Here is a 21,427-nt window from a genome sequence, read left to right as displayed (position 1 = left end):
ATATTAAATAATCTTTTCTTGAAACCCATATAGGAAAGGTTATAATTAAACAAAATTTATTTTTTCTATGGATTATAAAAGAACGGTGTAATCACCGTTCCTAAATTATTTACCCAGTTCAAAATATTTGTGTAAAGCATTTACCGCTCTATTTGTATGCTCACTTTTTATTAGGCAAGAAATTGTAGTATGGGAGTCTGATGTCTGAAGTATTTCTATGTTTTCCTTTACTAATGCTGAAACAGCCTTTGCCATTACTCCAGGTATACCTCTCATCCTATTACCAATAATAGTAACTTTAGTACAATCAGTAATTAATTCATATTCATAATTCAATTCTTTCAATACTGCCTCTAATACTATTGATTGCTTCTCATCTATTATAAAAAATATTTGTTCGGGGTATATATTTATCATGTCAATACTTACTCCCGCCTTTGCAATACTGTCAAATAATATTTCTTGACTCTCATAGTCTAATTTATCAGGTATTATCTTAACTTGAATTCTATTATTTATATTAGCAACTGATGTAATTATTCTCGTATCTTCTTCTATATAAGATCTAGTTCTATGATAATTGGTAATTAATGTACCATTATAGTCTGAACTTGTATTTCTAATAACTATGGGTATATTAGAACGCATTGCTATTTCTACTGCCTTAGGATGCAATACTTTTGCACCATACTCTGCCATTTGAAATACTTCATTATAAAATATTGTATCCATTACCTTAGCGTCGGGTACTATTTTAGGATCTGCAGTCATTACTCCATCTACATCTGTATATATTTCTACTAATTCAGCATTTAAGGCTTCCCCCATTATAGATGCAGTTACATCAGATCCTCCTCTTCCTAATGTTGTAATATCTCCTTTTTCTGTGGTTCCTTGGAACCCTGCAATTATTGGTATAATTCCTTCTTCTAAGCTCTTTAATATTCTCATAGGTTCAACATGTAATATTTTCGCATCCAAAAAGTTCTCATCCGTTATAATACCTGCCTGCCCACCAGTGAATACGGCTGCTTCATATCCTCTTACCTTTAGTGTATTTGCCATAACAGTAGCAGATATAATTTCTCCACATGCCATTAAAATATCCAATTCTCTTGGATTAGGTTCTATCCCTACAGATTTAGCAAGTTGAATCAACGTATCTGTTGCATATGGATCTCCTGCCCTTCCAATAGCAGATACTACTACAACAGGATTTAAATGTTTATCTATTGCTGCTTTGATCTTATCTATAGCTAAATTCCTTCGCTCATCATTCATTACAGAAGTTCCACCAAATTTTTGAATTATTATTTTCATCATAGTCATCTCCATTAAAATTCTATATTATAATTATATCTTTATTCAAACATCATTACTTTTGACACTATCTATTATAATTTATATTTATTGCATTGTGAACTTCTTTATTGAATGATGAAAAATTTACTAGTCCATAAAAAAACAGCCCTAAGGCTGTTCTAGTTAAACCACAAATTTAATTCTCTCTCTGCACTAACTACTGAATCTGAACCATGTATTATATTTTCTGTTAAAGAATTTGCAAAATCTCCCCTTATGGTACCAGGTGCAGCTATTTTAAAATCCCTATGTCCTATCATTAGTCTCATAACCTCTATAGCTGATTCTCCCTCTACTTCCAGAGCCATAACAGGTCCTTCTAAAATAAAATTAACTAATTCTCTAAAAAAAGGCTTTTCTCTATGCTCCATATAGTGCTCTTCTATCAACTCTCTACCTGGTTGAAATAGTTTTGCTTTTGTTATTTTAAATCCCTTTCTTTCAATTCTCCCTATGATTTCCCCTATAAGTCCTCTTTTTACTCCATCGGACTTGATCATGATAAAAGTTTTTTCCACAGAATCACCCCTGTTTATTTTACTTAAATTATTTACATATTTTCGTATTTTTACCCGTTTTCCTCTAGTTATAACAAAAAGTAGTGGATATCCACTACTTTAGTTTTATAGTTGTTTCTTTATTTAGGTATTCAATATATCTTTGTCCTTGTACATGAAATTTTTCAGGAATTAATTCCTCAGTTTTGGATTCATGTATTTCTGGTTTCCCCCATACTAAGCCATTTTTCAGCTCTATCTTCTGCTCCTTATAGAACAAGCGACTATTTCCATCTCCTTCTCCCTTCTTTAACGCTCTGTCCTTTTTATCTCTAAATTCATAATCCGTTACCATACTGGGAGAAAAGGCTGATGGATTATCCTTAGCCGTGATTTTAAAAATAGAACTGCTATATTTTCTATTTTTACTTGTGTCTTCTCTTACTCTAACTTCAGTATTGTCTTTATTATATACAATCTCTTCAATAGTTATTTTATTCCCATTGTATTCTATAGTTTGAGGTAGATTATTTATAAAGATATCATAGCTTTTACTCTCCTCTACAGCATATTCATAAGACTCTATAATAAATTTTATCCTGTTGGGACTTTCCAGATATAAGGATTCAAGAATCTGATTCCCTATTGAATATCCAGGCTCATTTTTGGGATTCCTGTGAATATAGCCAGGCCCAGAGGATAAAGTCGAATACCCATACTTTTTAAGTCTATATCTGATTGAAAATCTTACATCTTCTAGTGAATACCCACGTTTTTCATTATAATTTTTCATTTTATACTCTATATTAGTTTTAGTTGGTGCTATAGTTATTTTTTGTATAACAACTTCATTTCCGTCAAATTCAATAGTCTTGTCTAGATTATAGGATTTAGATTTTATTTTCTTGGCAGGGATTTTTAGGTTCCAGCTTCCTTCTATACTTATTGTAGCTTTATCATCTTTATTAAGCACGGTAGATAATTTGTCTATATAAACATTTATATTTCCCTCATCTACATTTAGACTTCTAGTACTTACCATGATTCTGATAGTATTTTTTTCTTCTGAATATAAATTTGAATAAGAGGCTATTACTGGTAACTCTTCACCTTGGGAATTATTAGCTTTTTCAGAATGATCCAAAATATCACCCCCAACCTTAATTGGGAAATCTTCATTTAAAAATGAATCTTCATCTATCCTTGTAGTAGCTCCAAATCTTAAATCACCTTTTAAATCTTCTATCCTAAGAAATATAATTGTGTTTAATTCATCTGCTATTACTCCCTCAGCCGTAACTTTAATATCCTTATCTATTACAGATATATTTAACTTCTGCCCCACTCCTTTATTAAGCAATTTTTCCCAAGCTGTAATTGTTTTTTCGCTATCCTTTTTCCACCATTGTAAGTCCTCTAAACTATCTGTGGCAATAGCAGTAACCATTAGAATAAATAAAAGTATAATTGCAATAAAAGTAGTTCTTCTAAACTTTATTATAGGTTTAATTCTATACTCTTTCAGTTTTAAGTTTATAGTCTGTATTACATTAATCTTATTTACATTGCTTTCTATATAATCTATTGCAGACTTAGTCTCTTTATATTCAATACTACATTTATTACATTCTTCTATGTGATCTCTAAACAATATCTCCTCTTCTTCATTCAACACTCCATCTATATAATCTAACATTTTATCTTTAATTAGATTACAATCCACAGCTACACCTCCTTTAATAAGCTTCTAAGCTCTCTTAATCCTCTGTATATTCGGGATTTCACTGTTCCTATAGGGATGTCTAATATTTGTGATATCTCCTCCTGACTGTATCCAACTACATATTTTAATACAACAGATTCTCTAAATATTTCATCAATAGAATTGATTTCTTGAAAAAAATTATATTCATCAACATGATAATAATAGATTCCCATGTCTTCATGAAGCAATTCCTTTTTTCTACTTTTCAGACACTGCCTACATTCATTTATTAATATGGATATAAACCAAGTCTCAAATAGTTCAATATCTTTAAGTGTATTGATTTTCTCATGAACTTTTATTATTGTGTTTTGAAAGATATCTTCAATATCCTGATGATTATATACATAAGACCAAGCTATTTTATAAAATTTATCTTTTCCTTCCATAACCCAATGCATTAAGCTTTCTAAATCCCCTGATTTTACTTTTTTAACTAGTATTTTGTTATCAAGCTTGATAATGTCCATCCCCTCCTTCCCCTTACTAATTAGATGAATAAACACATGTAAAAGTTCCCGGAAAAAATAAAAGAGCAAAATTTTTTTGCTCTGATATCTATTATAACTATTTTCTCGATACAAAAGGATTATCTCTAATATAAAACCTCAACAGATAATCTTTAGCCATTTCTGCATAATCTATATTAATTCGTTTACTTCTTACAATTTCATCTAATAATAATTGTGGTGCATCTTCTACCCAAATCTTTGAATCTGTAACTACATCTGCTCCATAAAGTTCTTTTGTAATACCGTATGCCATGATAAATTTTGCCGGTCCATTAGTTAGGTTTATAATCTCTTTTCTTGGTGGATTTTCATATAACTTTTTATATCTATTTACATACATTTTTTCTATTCCCTCTATTGGTTCTATAGCTCTAATCAATACAGCTCCATGTACTCCCTTTTTTTCTGCTACAATATTGAAACATAGATACATACCATATATTGTATAGATGTAGACATGTCCTCCAACTTCATCTATTATCCTCGTCCTGTCCGTCAGACCTTTATTAAAATGAGCACCATCATCCTTTGCATTTATATAGGCCTCTGTTTCAACTATCTTTCCTCTATATATATTTTCTCCATCATTATATACTAAAATCTTTCCCAATAAATCCCTTGCAACTAATATGGTATTTCGTTCATAGAATTCTCTATTTAACCTCATTAACAACGACGCCCTTTCAAAACTATGATATCTTATGTTTTCCATAATTACTCTTCTTTATTAATTTATATTGTGACTTTAAATCTCAAAACAGTTTTCAATTTTTCAGGTTGGGTTTTTCTGAAGTCTGAAATATATATTTCTCTATGTGTTTTTTCTTTTCTAATTAAACCATTTGCCATGCAATATTCTTCCATAATTCTAAAACTTTTAGGTTCATCATCATAGCTTCCTATATGCATCATCTGAACACATAACCCTTCATGAAGGCTATTAAATCTAACTTTATCTAACAATTTATTTGATTTTTTAATCTTTACTCTTTCAATTATGTCCCTTGCCAATTTTTCTGTTACAAATTCTGGTTGTCTAATCATCAAAGTATAGATTAACTTGTTCTTATCTAAGAATTCTTTATCTCTAGCTTCTTCAGCTAAATCCCAAATCCCCTCCAAAGGAAAAACTGTATATTCATAATATCCCTCCGGAACTATTTCTGATTTGTAACTCATTCTAACTGCATAGGATAATGAATATAGTACTTCTATATAATCTGAAAATGAAGGGTCATTAGGATTGCCTTTTCCATCTATCATAAAATAATTCATCGCTGGTACATCTATTACTTCAGGTTTGCTCTTAGATAAATATAAACTTTTATCTTGTTTTCTCCATTCATATTTCAAGTTATCACTCCCTACTTTACATATGTTATGCTTAATTAATACTATATAATTTAACTATAACTAATAATGTCCCTGATAGCAATAATTTATATGTAATTAATGCTATTAGGGACATTAAATAATTATATTAATACATCTATATTTCCATTTCTAAGAGGGCTGAACTAAGACTTTTACCATGTTTATCAACAGCCAGTGATCTAGTTACTCCACCACCTAAGGCTTGATCCATGACAAAGTTAAGGCTACAAAGTAGTGGTAATTCATATCTTACCACTTCTCCTCGAACTATATCTTTAAACCATTCTTTTACTTTTTCTGCTGTTACCTTTTCTTGAATAATTTTATAATCTTCTTCATTATATACTATTAAAGAAATATTAGATATATTTCCCTTATCTCCTGTTCTAGAATGGGCAATTTCACGTAGTTTCATAATCTATACCTCCTCATAAGTAACATCTATGTTTATATCTTCTCTAGGAACAAATATAGACGCAATTGCTATTACTTCTTTCACGGCATTTATTGCTCCTCCACCTGCAGCTGGTCCATTAGTATATAAAGCTTCCACTTCTCTTGCTATTTTTTTGGCTTCCTCTTTTGAACTGGTTCTGCCTGCTACTCTTAATCTAACTTCTTTGCTTAAAGTTTTATCAGAAAACATGTTATCACTTATATTATCTTTATACAAAGAATTGACTCCAATATAATCTATTCTAAGTTCATCATACTTGCAACCAATAATATCTAATCTTTTCTTTATTATTTCACCAGCCAATTTAGCTCTTTCATAGGCACCAGATCCGCCGTAGCTAATTTCACCTTCACCAATATAACTATCCCTATATCCAATACTTACCTTTAAGGTATTTGGTTTTTTTCTGCCTTTAGCACCTCTTACAAGTATATTATTCTTCTTAATTTCTTCCATGGTAACTCTTGTATAGTCAGCAATCCCATCTGGAGTAATATAGGATGATGGATCATGAATTTCATAGAGAAGTTGCTCTTTACAAGTCCCTGTGGTGATAATTCCTCCGGAGCCTTCAACTTTTGTTATAACTACATCTCCATTTTCCATAACTTCTGCAATTGGGAAACCTAAATTCCATAGATCAGGAACATCTTTATAACCAGGGTCTGCAAAATACCCTCCTGTAACCTGTCCTCCACATTCTAATAAATGACCTATCATAATTCCCTTCCCTATTAAATCATAATTATTAGATTCCCAACCAAATTCGTATACTAAAGGAGCCAGCACCAATGATGGGTCTGCACAACGTCCTGTGATTACAATATCGGCACCATTTTTTAAAGCTTCAACTATACCATCGATTCCCAAGTATACATTGGCTGATACAATTTTTCCCTCTAGAGAACTAAGTTTAGTATCTAATTCCAAAACATCATAACCCATATAATCTGTAATATACTCGCTTATATCATCACCTAATACGGCAGCAATCTTCAATCCTTGTAATCCTTTTGAATTTGCCATCTCTTTTACCACCTTTACTGCTGCCAAAGGGTTAGCCGCACCCATATTAGTTATTACTTTTATTTTATTACTTGCACATAATGGTAAAACCTTATCCATTCTATATTCTAAAAGTCCATTATATCCTTTTTCTGGATTCTTAAGTTTTTGCTCTTGAGCTATAGCTATGGTTCTCTCAGCCAAACACTCAAAAATTATATAATCTACATCACCATTTTCCATTATCTCTAAAGCTGGTTCTAACCTATCACCACCATATCCAGCACCAGAGCCTATACGTATTTTTCTCATAATAAATCCTCCCTTATATAGTTTATGTTTCAGTTAATTATCTAGATAGAAATTACTCCAATTATCAAAGCAACAATTAACATAATAATAGTTGTCGCAAAGGCATATGGTATAGTTTTCTTTTGATGATCACCTAAGTCCACTCCTGTCAATCCTATTAATAAAAATGTAGCACCAGTTAACGGACTAATTGGGAATCCTGTAGTCATCTGGCCTAGAATAGCTGCCCTTCCAACATTCAAACTATTTACGCCAAAAGCGCTAGCTGCCTCGGAAAGAACAGGCAATACCCCAAAATAAAAGGAATCAGGATCAAATAACAAACTAGCTGGCATAGCAAATATGCCCGTAATAATTGGTAAAAATTTACCTATAGATGCAGGTACTATTGCAACAGTAGCCTCTGCCATAGCCGTTAACATTCCTGCACCTTTTAATATACCAGTGAAAGCACCAGCTGCAAATAGAATACTTGCCATCATCAGTGCTGCCTTTGCATGAGCATCCACTCTATCTCTTTGATCTTTTATATTAGGATAGTTAATAACTAGTGAAAAGGCAAAAGCAAACATAAATATCACTGTTGGAGACAATTTTCCCATTATCAAGACAACTACACAAATTATAATAGTTAATATATTTATCCAAAACATATGAGGTCTTGCAAGTTTTGCTTTTTCTTCATCTACAGATGTAGTTGTTTCAATGTCTTTTAATTGAACATTGCCAATTCTTTTTTTCTCTTTAACACCTAATCTATAAGATATAAAAATCACAAACAACAAACCAACTAATACTGGAACTAACATAGGATTAAAAAGTTCAGTAACAGGTACATTTAAAGATGAGGCAGCTCTTAAAGTTGGTCCACCCCATGGCACAATATTCATTGTACCTGCAGCTAATGCAACTATAGTTGCTAAAGTGCTTCTTTGCATTCCTAGTGCATCGTATACAGGAAGCATTGCAGGAATAGTTACTAAAAAAGTAACAGCACCTGATCCGTCTAAATGAACAAGCATAGCTAATACAGCAGTTCCTATTGCTATCTTTACAGGATCACTTCCAACTACTTTTAAGATTTTTTTAATTATAGGGTCAAAAGTTCCCGCATCAGTTAAAACACCAAAGAATAAAATTGCAAAAATAAACATTGTACCTGTAGGGGCAATAGCTTTGATTCCATCTGTAATAAATGTATTAAGTTCGCCACCAAATCCGCCAATTACAGCCGCTACTGCAGGCACCACTATTAAAGCTACAACAGGAGATGCCTTCTTGGTCATAATAAGAACTAGTAAAACAACAATAGTTAATAAACCTAATAATGCTAACATACTATACCTCCTAAATAATAATTTCATTTGTCCACTAAATATTGCAAACATTATGCCAAGTATTAGATGGTTTCTAGAATAATATTTGAAATCCTTGATATTTACATGTTTTTTAAATTTAAATTATTATTAATAAATAAATTAATATCCAAGTTTCAAGAAAATTGTTCAAAAGCTAAATTTAATAATGGATATAATTCTAAATTATTAGAATTATATCAACTACCCTTAATCATTGAAGGAGTTCAACTAATCCTTAATACTGTATAAATGAATTTCTAAATTCTTATAAAAAAGCAGGCTTCTTTCTATAAAATTAGAAAGAAGCCTGTTTCATTTTGTTATAAAGGGTTGCTAATGAAATTCCAAGAGCTTCAGCAGCCTTGCTCTTCCCCTCTACATCATGTCCATATATGGATAAAGCTTTTTCAATCTCAGCCAACTCAGCCTGTCTCACTACCTCTTCCATAGGCTTTAGTTTCGCTAGATTATTTTTTACACTTTGAATCTGAATTATCTTCGGCAAATGTTCTTCTCGGATGTTAAAATCCTCAGTCATATTTGCAGCAAATTCTAGAGCATTTTTTAACTCCCTTACATTTCCAGGCCAGGAATAATTAATAAGTATGTCTTCTGCCTCAGGACAAATATTCGTAGCCCTTTTCATTTTATAGGAGATACTATTTAAAAAGAAGTCAATAAAATGTCTAATATCTTCTTTTCTTTCTTTTAAAGGAAGTACATTTACTGGAAAAATTGCTATCCTATAGAACAAATCTTCTCTAAATTTATTTTCTTTGATCATCTGTTCTAAGTTTCTATTAGTAGCGGCAATTACTCTTACATCTATATCTATTTCTTCTAAGCCGCCTATTCTTCTAATAGTCTTTTCTTGAAGAACTCTTAACAATTTAGCTTGGAGGCCAAGTTGCATTTCTCCTATTTCATCTAAAAAAATAGTTCCTCCATTTGCCAACTCAAATAAACCTATTTTACCACCCTTTTTCGCTCCAGTAAAAGCTCCTTCTTCATATCCAAAAAGTTCAGATTCTAACAAATTTCCATCGAAAGTAGCACTATTTATAGCTATAAAGGGACCATTTTGACGATTGCTTGCATTATGTATAGCATGCGCATATAGCTCCTTACCAGTCCCACTTTCCCCAGTAATCAATACATTAGAATCTGTATTGGCTATCTTGACAGCTAAATTTTTCGTATCTATAGATTTTTTATCTACTGATATAATATCCTTAAAAGAATAACGTGCTTTCTCAATGCCTTTCATACGCTCTTCTAGCTTTTTTATAGTAGAATTAGACTTTCTTAATTCTTCAGATAATTTGTAAAGATCACCTATTTCATTTGCTATAGAAATTCCACCAATAATTTTTCCACTTTCTATTATAGGAGCCATATTCACAATATATTCAACATCCCCAACTTTTCTTGGTGCTCCTAATATTTGCTTACCACTCTCAATAACAGAAGGCAAACGAGCACCAGGTCTAGTTTCTGATAATGGTTTATCTACTATATCTTCAAATTCTACTTTAGTTATCCTAGTATAGGCTGGGTTTATATATTTTACAACTCCCTTATCATCTGCTATTAATACTCCATCATAAAGGGCATCCAATATAACTTTAACCCAGTTATCGATTTTCATTATATCAACTCCATTAAAAATTTAAATATACAATAATTATTTTTACTTTATTGTAAAACTTATCCTATCTTCCCGATTCTTTTAACAGGCCAAAACCTAAATACTACTTTTCCTTTAATCTGTTCATAATCTATTAATCCTAATATCCTGCTATCAGTACTATTTTCTCTATTATCTCCTAAAACAAATACCTTGTTTTCTGGAATGGTTAAAGGATAAGAAAAATTCGAATTTTCAAAGGTTTGTCCTCTTGCATAACTTTCCTCTAGTTTTTGTCCATTTACAGTTACATTCCCATCTTTAATATCTACAATATCTCCTGGTACAGCTATTACTCTTTTTATTATATACTTTACTTCTATATTCTTTGTAATCTTACTATAAATATTATCAATAATATCTTTGCCTTCTGTAATAGTATTGATAATTATTCCTTTTTTACTCTGAGACTTACTAAGAATTGCTATTTCACCTGCCTTAGGTTGAGAAAAACTATAGCCAAGCTTATAAATGAATATTTTCTCACCATCAGCAAAACTTGGCTCCATAGACTCTCCGTTTACCTCAGTCATAGAAAATATATTTCCTAAAACAAATAAAGTTACTATAATTGTAATTCCAATAGTCATTATCCACTCCAATACTTCCCTTAAAAAGCTCTTATTTGCTTTTTTATAACTAGTTATAGATAAATTATTCTTCATCACTTGATCCAATCCTTTCAAATCCATGATATCTAGTTCCCTGAAATGTAAGTTTTCCAATATCACCTTCAACTAACATTCCATATTCCTTACCTGATATATGAAACTCCATCCTATCTCCAGATTCAACTTCAAAGGTAGCATAATAAGATGTGCTAGTAGACGAATGCATATTATTATGGTTATTATGATGTGAAGTATTAGTTCTTTTAGTAACTAGTTTAGCTACTACTTTTAGAACTGGTTGTTTATTATTTGAACTCCATTCACTAATTCCTTTTATAATAGTAAATATAATAATACCAAAAACCAATAAAAAAAATATTGGGAAAATAGCCCCCATAATTGAGAATGTATCAAATGGTGAATATCTATACATAATACCCCTCCTAAATTTTCCTTTATTATATCATATTACTAATATAAATTATTGCAGCTCATGATAAATTCTTATTTCATTAGTAATTCCATCTTCAACTTCAAATACAATAAAGTTAGGTTCAACATCATCTTTAAATATATAAGCACAGTTATTCGAATCTGTTCTTCCATCTTTTAAGATTTCAACATTTCCATAAAGTTCTTTTATCCTATCTAACTTATCTCCTATAGTTAACCCCTTCTCTGTAGAATAATTTTCATTTGTAACCGTCATAGATAAAATCCAGAAACCACCATTTCCTGCTTTTTCTGGTGAAAACTCTTCTATTATTAAACCATCATAAGTTAAGGTTTTAATGCGAGAACCATTAAATGTATCAGATTCTTCACCTAATATTTCGATTTCTTCTGATATTGGAGTACCTAGTATACTACTTAAGTTGTTATGGTGCTCTCTTATTGATATATATTTATCCTCAACTTTAATAGAGAAATCAGAGACTATTTCATCAACTGAATCTTCCCTCTGAATAGATTTGTCTAAAGAAAAATTATTGGAATTTGATAGAAAATCATCTACATTATCTTCTGATCTTTTTATGATTCCTATTACAGTTGCTGTAAGCACAATAGCTACTATAATAAAAACTATCTTCTTCATCTTTTTTCCTCCGCGTATTCATGTAATTGTACAAATTATACCTAATTTCTCTTTATTATATCATATTGCTATTATACAAGATGTTACAAAAAAATTAAATCTTCTTCTGCCAGTAATAAATTTACATATTATAACTTTTCATAATCCATAGAAAAGTCTGATTTACTTTTAATTTTATGAAAATTCACCTCGATGGATTACAGTAAAACTACCTATAATCTTTCAATAGAAGCTTTTTATCTCTTATTATTGGGTATAGATAGAATAAAAGTAATTTCTTATGTCGGAGGTGTTTATATGAATGATTTATTATCTAAAAAGTGTATTCCCTGTAACATAGGTGCAGCTCCTTTAAATCAAGAGGAGATTTATGATTATTTGAAAAATCTTAAAGATGGTTGGCAAGTAATGGAGAGAAAATACATCGAAAAGACATATAAATTTAAAGACTTTATAGAGGCATTAAATTTTACCAATAAGGTAGGTGAACTAGCTGAAAAGGAAGGGCATCATCCTGATATATATCTTTCTTGGGGTAAGGTGGTTTTAAAACTTTGGACACATAAAATTAAAGGACTTCATGAAAATGATTTTATTTTAGCAGCCAAAATTGATAATATAGTTTAAGAAGAAAGCTGAGCTAATGGAAACTCTCTAGCTCAGCCTTTTTATAGCTTATTACTATAATTTAAATCTGTTGACTAATTCATTTAACTTTTGTATAGTATTGGATAAATTATTTGTATTATTAGCTACAGTTTCCATTGTTGCAGCCTGTTCCTCCATAGAAGCTGATAATTCTTCTGTAGATGCTGCAGTCTCTTCCGTTACAGAAGATATACTTTGAATAGCCAGTATTACATCTTCTTTTTCATTATCTACTACTTCTAATCTTTCATCTAATTGTTTTATAGCTTCCATAGATATTAATATGGCTTTATATATTTCATCAAAGCTTTTTTTAACTTGTTCTAAAGTATTATTTGCATCATTTAATGATTCCTCTGATTCATCCATACTTACCTTTGTGGTTTCAACTTCAGATTGAATTGCATTTAATATATCTTCTATACTCTTAGTAGCATGACCTGTTTGCTCTGATAATTTTCTTATTTCTTCTGCTACTACAGCAAATCCTCTTCCTGCCTCACCCGCCCTAGCTGCTTCTATCGCAGCATTTAAGGCCAATAGGTTGGTTTGTTCGGAAATACTAATTATAGTATTTAATATACTTCCAATGGATTGAGATTTTTCTGATAGAGAGTTGATATTCTCTGCAACCATAAGAGTAGATTTATTTGTTATATTGAATTTCTCTACCATATTCTCCATAGATTTCGAGCCTTCTTCACTTATTCTTTGAGCCTTTGCTGAGCTTTCTACTAATGTTTCACCGTTTTCTACTGCTGCCTTTATTTCATTAGCTAATCTATATAATTTTTCCGAACCTGTTTCTGCATCTTCAGCTTGTCCCATAGAAGCTTGTGCCAGTTCTTCTACAGTTTTAGCCATATCATTTATCGATTGAGTAGTTTCATGAGTAGCTGTAGTCAGGCTAGCAGTATTTTCTACAATATTTATTGTAGTATCTTCTATTGATTTTATTGCTTTTCTCATTTCTTCCCTCAAAGCTCCAGTAGCTCTAAATATAGAACCCACTTCGTCTTTTCTATTAAGTAGATCCCTTATTTCCTTAGTTTCTTCAATATGAGTTAAATCCAACTTAGATGTCGTATTCAATATCTCTGCTGAAAACACTATTGGATTAGAAATCTTTTTTCCCAAAACAAAAGAAATAAAAGTTGTTAATACTGCTGCTATAAGAACAACCCCTAAGATAATATAAATAGTATTATACATTTCCTTTAATATTTCGTCTTTTGGTACAGTCATGATTATAATTTTATCATCATATAGCTTTGAAAAAGCCATAACTTTTCCTTCACCTCCAAATTCAACATCTGTCACTCCTGCACCTTTACTCTCTATTTCATCTACGATATAACTATATTCTCCATCATTCATGGTTTTCAAATTACTACTACTATCTAATGTTGGATGAATCAAGTAATCATAATCCTTATTAAGCAAGAAAGCATATCCTGTATCATATAGCTTTATATTTTTAACAGTATTTACCAATTCCTCTACACTAAGGTCTATGCCTATTGCACCAATAGGTGTATTATTGATAATAATAGGCATCGAATATGTAATTACATTTAAGTTGGCATTACTAATATACATATCACTCCATAATCCCTTACCTAGTTTTATGCAATCAAAATACCAAGAAAATTTTGGATTATTTTCATCTTTACTAGTAAATCCTGTAGGCAGTGCCTTTTTCACATTTCCCTTTTCATCAAAGTGAGCCCATACTCCCTCTGTTCTTCCAGTATATTTAGAATCAAATGCTATAAATATTCCAAGAGATTCTTTAGCATCTTTGGACATTCTCGCTACTATTGGCCCTAAAAAGGTGTCACTATAGTTAGAAAGATATCCTTCTTCATGTAATCTATTTATATCAATAGTAGTATCAATATTTTGATATATAGCAGTTGCTGTCGTTTCATAAAAAGCTAAATTTAAATTATAATCTTTCATATAGAGTTGTGTCTGATAATCGAGGGCAGACTTCATCTCTTTTTCTATTACACTTGTACTCCTAAATATACTAGTCACACCAACTAGCATAGACATTGCTATAGCACAGCTTAGAACTGTTATTACGATTCTTGTACTAATTCTCTTCATTTTATCTCCTCTTTCTCTGATTGTATAAATGATTGTTAATATAATTACTATCGACATTATCAGACAATTATTTAGTTTTACAACTCTCTAAATAGATTAAAGACCCTAATATTAGGATCTTTAATAGTCTATTTATTTAGCTGTGACTCTAATCTCTCTCCAAACTCCTTTTCAATATATAAATCTCTTAATCCCCAGAATTCTTTAAACTTCATGTATTTATCTATATATTCTTTATTATCCTTATCGTTATTTTTTACTGCCCTTATCAATATATTTTTAGGCGTATGTTCCATATCTATGAATTCCAGCAATTGTACTTGATAACCTAAAATTTCTAAAACATTGGCTCTTAGACTATCTGTCACTAAAGATGCTAACTTTTCCTTTATTATTCCATGCTTTAACATTGGTTCTAATGTTACATTGTCAATTTTATCATAGATTTCATGCTGACAACAAGGTACCGAAAGAATAGCCTCTGCCTCCCAATTTACAGCCTTAACTAACGCTGCATCAGTAGCAATATCGCAAGCATGAAGAGTAACAACCATATCTACATTACTAAATGCTTCATAATCTTTAATATCCCCATAAACAAATTTTAATCTATCATAATTTAAATCAATTGCTACTTCGTTACAAAAATTAATTACATCTTCTTTCAAGTCAAGACCTATTATATTTACATCTAAACCTAAAATATTTACTAGATAATAATATAATGCAAAAGTTAAATATGATTTTCCACATCCAAAATCTATTATATTTAATGTTTTATCCTTATCTATCTTTGAGATAACATCAGCTACCATCTCTAGAAATCTATTTATCTGCCTAAACTTATCGTATCTTTTAGAAACTACTTTACCTTTTTCATTCATTACGCCTAGTCTTATTAGAAAGTCAACTGCTTCTCCATCTTCAATTATATAAGACTTTTTTCTATTATGTGATAGGTCTGCTTTCTCTTTTGTAGGCTTCTTTTTTAAAATAGAAGCTTTCCCTTTCTTATTTATCAATATCTGGTAATCTGCTTCCCTTGTAAAAATTACTCCCTGCCTAAAACTTTGTATTAATAGATTTTCGATTTCCTTTATCGCTTCCGAAGCATCGAGATTTTTATGCAATACTTTGTTTTTATATTCATACACGAATTGCAATTTTATTTCTTCTCTTATAAGTACAGGTTTTATGGTTACTTTATTAAAGCAGTCCTCATCTTTCTTTCTTAAATTACTAAGTACTCCATATATTATTTCATCACTAAAAATAATTTCCTCTAATAATTTTATGACTTGATTCATTGAAAATCTCCTTATATTTCATAATCAACTACTACTCTAGACTCTCTTACTTTTCTCATATATTCAGCTATTTTTACATGATTAGGATGTTTTTAATAAATATTTTATCATCTTCCCCTACTCCTTTATAGCGTTTTAATTTTAATCTTTATTTTATAATATACTGCCTAATACTTCTCCTATGCTACTATTAAAGTTAAGTAAAGCTCTTCTATCATATTGTGTCTCGGATTTGTTGATTAAAATTAATTTATTTCCTCTATAATATTCAACTAAACTTGCAGCTGGATAAACTGTTAGAGATGTTCCACCTACTATTAAAACGTCAGCATTCCTAATATATTCTATGGCTTTATTTAATATATTCATATTTAAGCTTTCTTCATAAAGAACTACATCTGGTTTTACGATTCCGCCACATATATCACACGTAGGTACTAGATGAGATCTAAGTACATAATCTAAGGAAAAGAATTTATTACATCTATCACAATAATTTCTATGCACTGAACCATGAAGTTCTAGTACATTCTTTGCCCCTGCCATCTGATGAAGCCCATCAATATTTTGTGTAATTATAGCTTTAAGATTTCCTCTATTCTCTAGCTCTGCCAATGTAATATGTGCTAAGTTTGGTCTTGCTTCTGTATATATCATTTTAGTTCTGTAAAACTCAAAAAAATCTTCAGTATCTCTTTTATAGCATGTATGACTTAACATATATTCAGGAGGATACTTTAAATTCTTAGAGGTATTATAAAGACCTGCTGTAGATCTGAAATCAGGTATATGACTTTCAGTAGATACTCCTGCGCCCCCAAAAAATATAATATTGCCACTATCATTAATTATTGATTTCAATTTTTCTATAGTCACATTATCAACTCCTATATTTATCAATACAAGATTTGCATATGCAAGCCTTTCCCTTCTTATCTTCAGGAATTATATCTAAAATTCCCTTTGGTATTACAACATTATGACACCAGCATTCTTTACTATGTCTACAGTTATTATTTTTACCACAAATAGGACATGTTACTTGTTCTAAATATTTTTCTATCACATCACTGTATACTTCCTCGATATCTTTATTATCTTTAGCTGCCTGTAGGAAATATCCAATTCTATTTAACTCTTTTCCAAAATCTATAGCTAAATTATTCGTTTCTCTCCATGTATTTAATATATCTTCCATTCTAGGATGTTTCCGCTCATATTCATAAGCAGCCTGTAATATTAGTTGGAAAACCTCTATCTCATCTTCTCCTTTTTTCGCGACTATTTTCTTATTTTTAATATAATCAAGTTTATCGTTTAATGATATAGCACCTGCAAATCTATCTTGTGCTCCGTATTGTATATTTCGTATATTCATCATAACCATTGTACCAAAACACATGGGACAAGGCTCCATAGTTGTATATAATATGTAACTTCTTATATCAGGATGATTATTCTCTCTCAATCCTAGCATTGCATTTATCTCAGCATGAGCCATATTAGTTCCTGCAATTGAATTGTCACTTATTTCATCAAAAATCTGATTTTTCCCTCTAGATACTATATTACCATCTTTTGATGTAATTACACATCCAATTGGTATTGTTCCTCTTTTATAAGCTTCCCATGCTAACTTAAAAGCTTCTTGCCATGGTTTATCTAATTTATTCCACACGGCTCTCCCCCCATATTTCATCTAAATTCATAATATCATATTTTCCTATAAAACCTTATTAAAGCTTTCTTCCGCATTTAGGACAATACTCAAAATCAGTATCAATTGAATAATTACAATTTGGACAAACTTGCTCCTTATTATAATTTATATTTATAGGATATAATTCAGATTCATCAATCCTACTCTTTTTCCCTCTTTCAATAGCTTTCCCTAAATCTTCATTTATAGTAAATAGACTACCACAGCAAGTACTTCTTACATAATATTTTTTATTCCATTTAAAAATTGGAATGAAAAACAAACTAAAATATGTATAAGTCATAAAAACTTCCAATCGTCCATAGGAACTACAATTTGGACATATCATAGTTTGAACAAAATCAATACTTTTTTCCTTTGTAGATATTCCAAATACAAAAAACATTTTCTCCCTCTTCTCCTATACTTTGAAATTTAACAATACTATCATTCTAAATGTGAAATATCAGCTTCCAAATATAACACTAGCTTTATTTGTCTTTTACTTCAATGTAATCTCTGGACCTTCATCATATGCCGAACCCATTATACAAAGTTTATCTAATACCAATGCAAATAGCATATATAAACTCTTAAGTCTTTCAATATCTTTAATTACTCCCATGGTTTGGAAATAGAGTTCATCAACTCCTTCTGGAAAATCTGTACCAAACCAACCTTCATCATTTTTTACTTCAAGATATATATTATCTTGAGAACTTATAAGTTCACGAATCTTATCACTTGAAAATAGTTCTATTAGTTTTGCCTCATCATTTCCTTTTATAATAAATTTCTCATCAAATTCTGGATATCCTATTTCTACATCCTGCATGCCTAAAGTTTTTCCTATTTCACTAAACCATCCACTTTTATATATCTTAAAATTAAACCCATCTTTATTTACATAAGGTGCTCTTATCCTAGTGTATGTTGTACTTGTTTTTCCGGTGGATTGTGTATATGTATCCAATGTAACTACCCAATTTTCAAATCTAGCAACTACCTTTTTGGATTTCCAAAATCCCTCATTTATAAAATCTGCTCCTATCTCATTTGCAAATTGACTCCATATTTCTTCTTGACTTGGTCCGAAAATACTTCTTAATAGACTCATAATATCACCTCTGCTTTATTTTATACCCTATATCTGGGCTACTAAAGCTGCTTTCCTCTGTTTTTTCCTTTATTTCTTTTTAAAAACATATGTCACTAAAAAGCCTCTCTCACCTTCATTTTCAATGTATTTAATAAGTTCAAAGGAACTCTCTAGTACTTCAAAATCTGTTGGTTGAATTAAACCTTTTAATATCTTTTTTCGAAATTTTCTACTTTAACGCTTAGCACTCCTGTCTTCATAATAAGATTTCTTAAATGTTTATTGTACATAGCAGGGATCTTTATATTCTTCATTCTAATATTCCATAGCAATGATTTAGTGTAGGAGTTATATAATATATTATATTTGGAAAAATCTTCTCTTAATGCCTTTGCAAGTGCTAAGGAACTTCTAAAAGCATAACTTAATCCCTCAGCAGAGCTAGGGCTTATAAAACCAGCAGCTTCTCCAATTAATGCAATTTGATTGTTACCAGTGCATACTTGATTTGATTTCTTAGGTCTTAATAAATGTGTTCCTTCTATCTTAATACTATTCTCTAATCTAAATCCCTGTTTTTTTAATTTTTCCTTTAATAATTGAAACTTTTTATGCACATTGTCATTTGGCTTTAATGCAGAACCTACAATCAGATGATCTTCTTTTGGAATAGTCCAAGAATAAAAATCAGTTATCTCCCTATCAAAGATTGCACCATAATAATCTAAATCACAATCAGTCTTAAACCATTCTTGTATAGATATGTAAATGTTAGGATCGGGGAAACTCTTAAATCCTTGTTTCCTGACTTTTGAAAATGCTCCATCTGCACCGACTATTATCTTTGCCTTCTCTTCACATTCTTTTCCATTGTAAATAAACTTTACTATAACACCATCATCAGTAGTCTTATAAGATTTATACATACAATTATAGATAATGTCGGTCTGGGATGGTATCAAACTAGCTAGCCATTTATCAAATCCTTCTCTATCTATGTTAATATAGTTTCTCTGATAATATCTTTCATTGGAATTGTCAAAATCTAAAACACGAACTGCAAATAGCTGAGGACTCATAAGAACAGACTTAGGCACACCTAATCCAAACTTTGCCAGCATTAATTGAGCGTCTGGTGCTATTAATCCGCCACAGGGCTTCACTCTGTTATATTCGTAACTTTCCTGAAAATCTCTTCTTTCTAATACTAGGACTTTATAATCTTTTCCAATTAACCTTGCTAATGTTGCTCCTGCTGGTCCGCCACCTATGATTATAATATCATACACACTATTACCTCCATTTACCTATTACATTTTATTTACAGAAATTTATTAAATAACCTATCTATTTCTTGGTTATCATCATAGAAAAGTATTTTTTTAGATATGCCTTCTAATGTCTCAGATATATCTGACCCCTGTTTGGCTAGGGTAATAATCGGTATACCTCGCGCAAAAGCATATCCTGCTTCGATACCTAGACCTACTCCCTTTTCACTTAATTCAATAATAACTAAATCACATTCATTAATTTCTTTAAAGGTTAATTGCATTAGCTCATATGGACTATATTCAACTTGGTCATTGTTTTGTATATCTCTGACAATACAACTAGTCTTATATCCTATCTTTTCAAGAGCTACTAAAATCTTATCAATAATTGCCCTATTTCTATAATCTTTATAATATTTAATTCCTACATATGCTTTCATATAGTTCCCTACTTTCTATAATTTTACAACAATTAATCTTGATTGAGCAACCATTCTAGGATTTTATAATGCTACTTCAATAGTCTTATATGTCTAACCCATATTTTAAACTTATCTAGTTTTTTCCTAGTTAAGTTTCTATTATCAGGTAACAAGTCAATTCTACACGATTTACCTATATAATCAACTACTTCATAAACTGTCATTTTATTTGTATCAATATGCTCTTTAAAAATAGGATTATCTAAAGAATTTATGCATCTGTCTATTTGCTTAGCAGCCCATGAATTCTTGCCATCTCCTCTTTTTCTTAATCTTCTAATCAATATTTCTTTATCAGCCATCAAAGTAAAGTGTTTAATATTAACACCTCTTTGCCTTAATCTTTCCAGTATTTCATTATAATATAAATCACTTGTCATTGTCATGGGTACAATGATAATACCATTATAATGTTTGCTCATATATTCAAGCATTTGATAATTAAAGTCTCTCCAAATTGGAAAGTCTTGAAAATCATCTAGTTTCAATTCTTTAGGTATATTATCTCTAATAAAATATCCTATTTCTTCTGGATCATATACATATGAACTCTCTATCCGTCTATTTAATTCATATGCTACATTGGTTTTTCCGCTTCCAAATGCTCCATTAATCCAAATTATCATAAAAGTTCCTCCAAATATATAAATTCGTTTTGTAAACTTAAATGAAAATTGAGGACTCCAACCTCTGTATGGTACAATGTTTTTGCTAGAAAACAAATACCTCCCAGAAAGGATGAAGTCCTCATGCAAAAAATTGTATCAATA

The 21,427-nt window shown here is 30.6% G+C and carries 23 protein-coding genes; 1 reads left to right on the top strand and 22 read right to left on the bottom strand.

What is annotated here, in order from left to right; all coding sequences use genetic code 11:
- Window positions 1-105 precede the first annotated feature (105 nt).
- From dapG to KQI38_RS06785, 13 genes are all read right to left on the bottom strand, one after another.
- Window positions 106-1,320 carry an aspartate kinase gene (dapG, locus tag KQI38_RS06845; RefSeq protein WP_216557335.1) on the bottom strand — a complete coding sequence of 405 codons (1,215 nt, stop codon included), beginning with the start codon at window positions 1,318-1,320 and terminating at the stop codon, window positions 106-108.
- 161 nt (window positions 1,321-1,481) lie between these two features.
- A complete protein-coding gene (ndk, locus tag KQI38_RS06840; protein ID WP_216557332.1) occupies window positions 1,482-1,880 on the bottom strand; it encodes a nucleoside-diphosphate kinase in 399 nt (132 codons plus the stop codon).
- Between the two features lie 94 nt (window positions 1,881-1,974).
- Window positions 1,975-3,582 (bottom strand): DUF4179 domain-containing protein, encoded by a 1,608-nt coding sequence (locus tag KQI38_RS06835; RefSeq protein ID WP_216557330.1) that lies wholly within the window; start codon window positions 3,580-3,582, stop codon window positions 1,975-1,977.
- Between the two features lie 2 nt (window positions 3,583-3,584).
- On the bottom strand, window positions 3,585-4,094 hold the full coding sequence (locus KQI38_RS06830) for an RNA polymerase sigma factor (protein WP_216557327.1): 510 nt from the start codon (window positions 4,092-4,094) through the stop codon (window positions 3,585-3,587).
- A 97-nt stretch (window positions 4,095-4,191) separates the two neighbouring features.
- Window positions 4,192-4,848 (bottom strand): DNA-3-methyladenine glycosylase, encoded by a 657-nt coding sequence (locus KQI38_RS06825; RefSeq protein ID WP_246565670.1) that lies wholly within the window; start codon window positions 4,846-4,848, stop codon window positions 4,192-4,194.
- A gap of 20 nt (window positions 4,849-4,868) precedes the next feature.
- Window positions 4,869-5,489, bottom strand: coding sequence for a GyrI-like domain-containing protein (locus KQI38_RS06820; RefSeq protein WP_216557322.1), 621 nt, complete (start codon window positions 5,487-5,489; stop codon window positions 4,869-4,871).
- Between the two features lie 136 nt (window positions 5,490-5,625).
- On the bottom strand, window positions 5,626-5,925 hold the full coding sequence (locus KQI38_RS06815) for an AtuA-related protein (protein WP_216557319.1): 300 nt from the start codon (window positions 5,923-5,925) through the stop codon (window positions 5,626-5,628).
- A 3-nt stretch (window positions 5,926-5,928) separates the two neighbouring features.
- A complete protein-coding gene (locus tag KQI38_RS06810; protein WP_216557316.1) occupies window positions 5,929-7,284 on the bottom strand; it encodes an acyclic terpene utilization AtuA family protein in 1,356 nt (451 codons plus the stop codon).
- Between the two features lie 41 nt (window positions 7,285-7,325).
- Complete coding sequence (locus KQI38_RS06805) at window positions 7,326-8,621, bottom strand: CitMHS family transporter (protein WP_216557313.1); 1,296 nt, start codon at window positions 8,619-8,621, stop codon at window positions 7,326-7,328.
- Window positions 8,622-8,937: 316 nt separating this feature from the next.
- Window positions 8,938-10,290 (bottom strand): sigma-54 interaction domain-containing protein, encoded by a 1,353-nt coding sequence (locus tag KQI38_RS06800; protein WP_216557311.1) that lies wholly within the window; start codon window positions 10,288-10,290, stop codon window positions 8,938-8,940.
- Window positions 10,291-10,349: 59 nt separating this feature from the next.
- Window positions 10,350-11,021, bottom strand: coding sequence for a signal peptidase I (gene lepB, locus KQI38_RS06795; RefSeq protein WP_216557306.1), 672 nt, complete (start codon window positions 11,019-11,021; stop codon window positions 10,350-10,352).
- Complete coding sequence (locus KQI38_RS06790; RefSeq protein ID WP_216557303.1) at window positions 10,984-11,373, bottom strand: DUF2500 domain-containing protein; 390 nt, start codon at window positions 11,371-11,373, stop codon at window positions 10,984-10,986. Before KQI38_RS06790 ends, lepB begins: the two co-directional genes overlap by 38 nt.
- 48 nt (window positions 11,374-11,421) lie before the next feature.
- Window positions 11,422-12,036, bottom strand: a complete 615-nt coding sequence (locus KQI38_RS06785; protein WP_216557300.1) for a hypothetical protein — start codon at window positions 12,034-12,036, stop codon at window positions 11,422-11,424.
- Window positions 12,037-12,333: 297 nt separating this feature from the next.
- Between KQI38_RS06785 and KQI38_RS06780 the strand changes: the two genes are divergently transcribed.
- Window positions 12,334-12,663: a 4a-hydroxytetrahydrobiopterin dehydratase gene (locus KQI38_RS06780; protein ID WP_216557297.1), complete on the top strand. Its 330-nt coding sequence runs from the start codon at window positions 12,334-12,336 to the stop codon at window positions 12,661-12,663.
- Between the two features lie 54 nt (window positions 12,664-12,717).
- Here KQI38_RS06780 and KQI38_RS06775 read toward each other — a convergent pair whose 3' ends face one another.
- From KQI38_RS06775 to KQI38_RS06735, 9 genes are all read right to left on the bottom strand, one after another.
- Window positions 12,718-14,796 (bottom strand): methyl-accepting chemotaxis protein, encoded by a 2,079-nt coding sequence (locus KQI38_RS06775; RefSeq protein WP_216557294.1) that lies wholly within the window; start codon window positions 14,794-14,796, stop codon window positions 12,718-12,720.
- Window positions 14,797-14,924: 128 nt separating this feature from the next.
- Window positions 14,925-16,103 carry a class I SAM-dependent methyltransferase gene (locus tag KQI38_RS06770; protein WP_094902242.1) on the bottom strand — a complete coding sequence of 393 codons (1,179 nt, stop codon included), beginning with the start codon at window positions 16,101-16,103 and terminating at the stop codon, window positions 14,925-14,927.
- A gap of 153 nt (window positions 16,104-16,256) precedes the next feature.
- The gene (locus KQI38_RS06765; RefSeq protein WP_308523740.1) at window positions 16,257-16,979 is read right to left on the bottom strand and encodes an NAD-dependent protein deacylase; all 723 of its coding nucleotides are present in this window, start codon (window positions 16,977-16,979) and stop codon (window positions 16,257-16,259) included.
- Between the two features lie 4 nt (window positions 16,980-16,983).
- Window positions 16,984-17,781, bottom strand: a complete 798-nt coding sequence (locus KQI38_RS06760; RefSeq protein WP_216557290.1) for a cysteine-rich CWC family protein — start codon at window positions 17,779-17,781, stop codon at window positions 16,984-16,986.
- 58 nt (window positions 17,782-17,839) lie between these two features.
- Window positions 17,840-18,208, bottom strand: a complete 369-nt coding sequence (locus KQI38_RS06755) for a zinc ribbon domain-containing protein (protein ID WP_216557287.1) — start codon at window positions 18,206-18,208, stop codon at window positions 17,840-17,842.
- Window positions 18,209-18,304: 96 nt separating this feature from the next.
- Complete coding sequence (locus KQI38_RS06750) at window positions 18,305-18,919, bottom strand: hypothetical protein (RefSeq protein WP_216557284.1); 615 nt, start codon at window positions 18,917-18,919, stop codon at window positions 18,305-18,307.
- A gap of 188 nt (window positions 18,920-19,107) precedes the next feature.
- Window positions 19,108-20,190 carry an FAD-binding protein gene (locus KQI38_RS06745; RefSeq protein ID WP_216557281.1) on the bottom strand — a complete coding sequence of 361 codons (1,083 nt, stop codon included), beginning with the start codon at window positions 20,188-20,190 and terminating at the stop codon, window positions 19,108-19,110.
- Window positions 20,191-20,222: 32 nt separating this feature from the next.
- Complete coding sequence (locus KQI38_RS06740) at window positions 20,223-20,615, bottom strand: TIR domain-containing protein (protein WP_216557278.1); 393 nt, start codon at window positions 20,613-20,615, stop codon at window positions 20,223-20,225.
- A 71-nt stretch (window positions 20,616-20,686) separates the two neighbouring features.
- The gene (locus tag KQI38_RS06735; protein WP_216557275.1) at window positions 20,687-21,283 is read right to left on the bottom strand and encodes an AAA family ATPase; all 597 of its coding nucleotides are present in this window, start codon (window positions 21,281-21,283) and stop codon (window positions 20,687-20,689) included.
- Between the last annotated feature and the right edge of the window lie 144 nt (window positions 21,284-21,427).

This window comes from Tissierella carlieri, from assembly GCF_018917285.1.
In the GTDB taxonomy this organism is placed as follows: Bacteria; Bacillota; Clostridia; order Tissierellales; family Tissierellaceae; genus Tissierella; species Tissierella carlieri.
The sequence above is the reverse complement of the archived record's forward strand: the minus strand, read 5'-3'. Positions and strand labels throughout refer to the sequence as shown.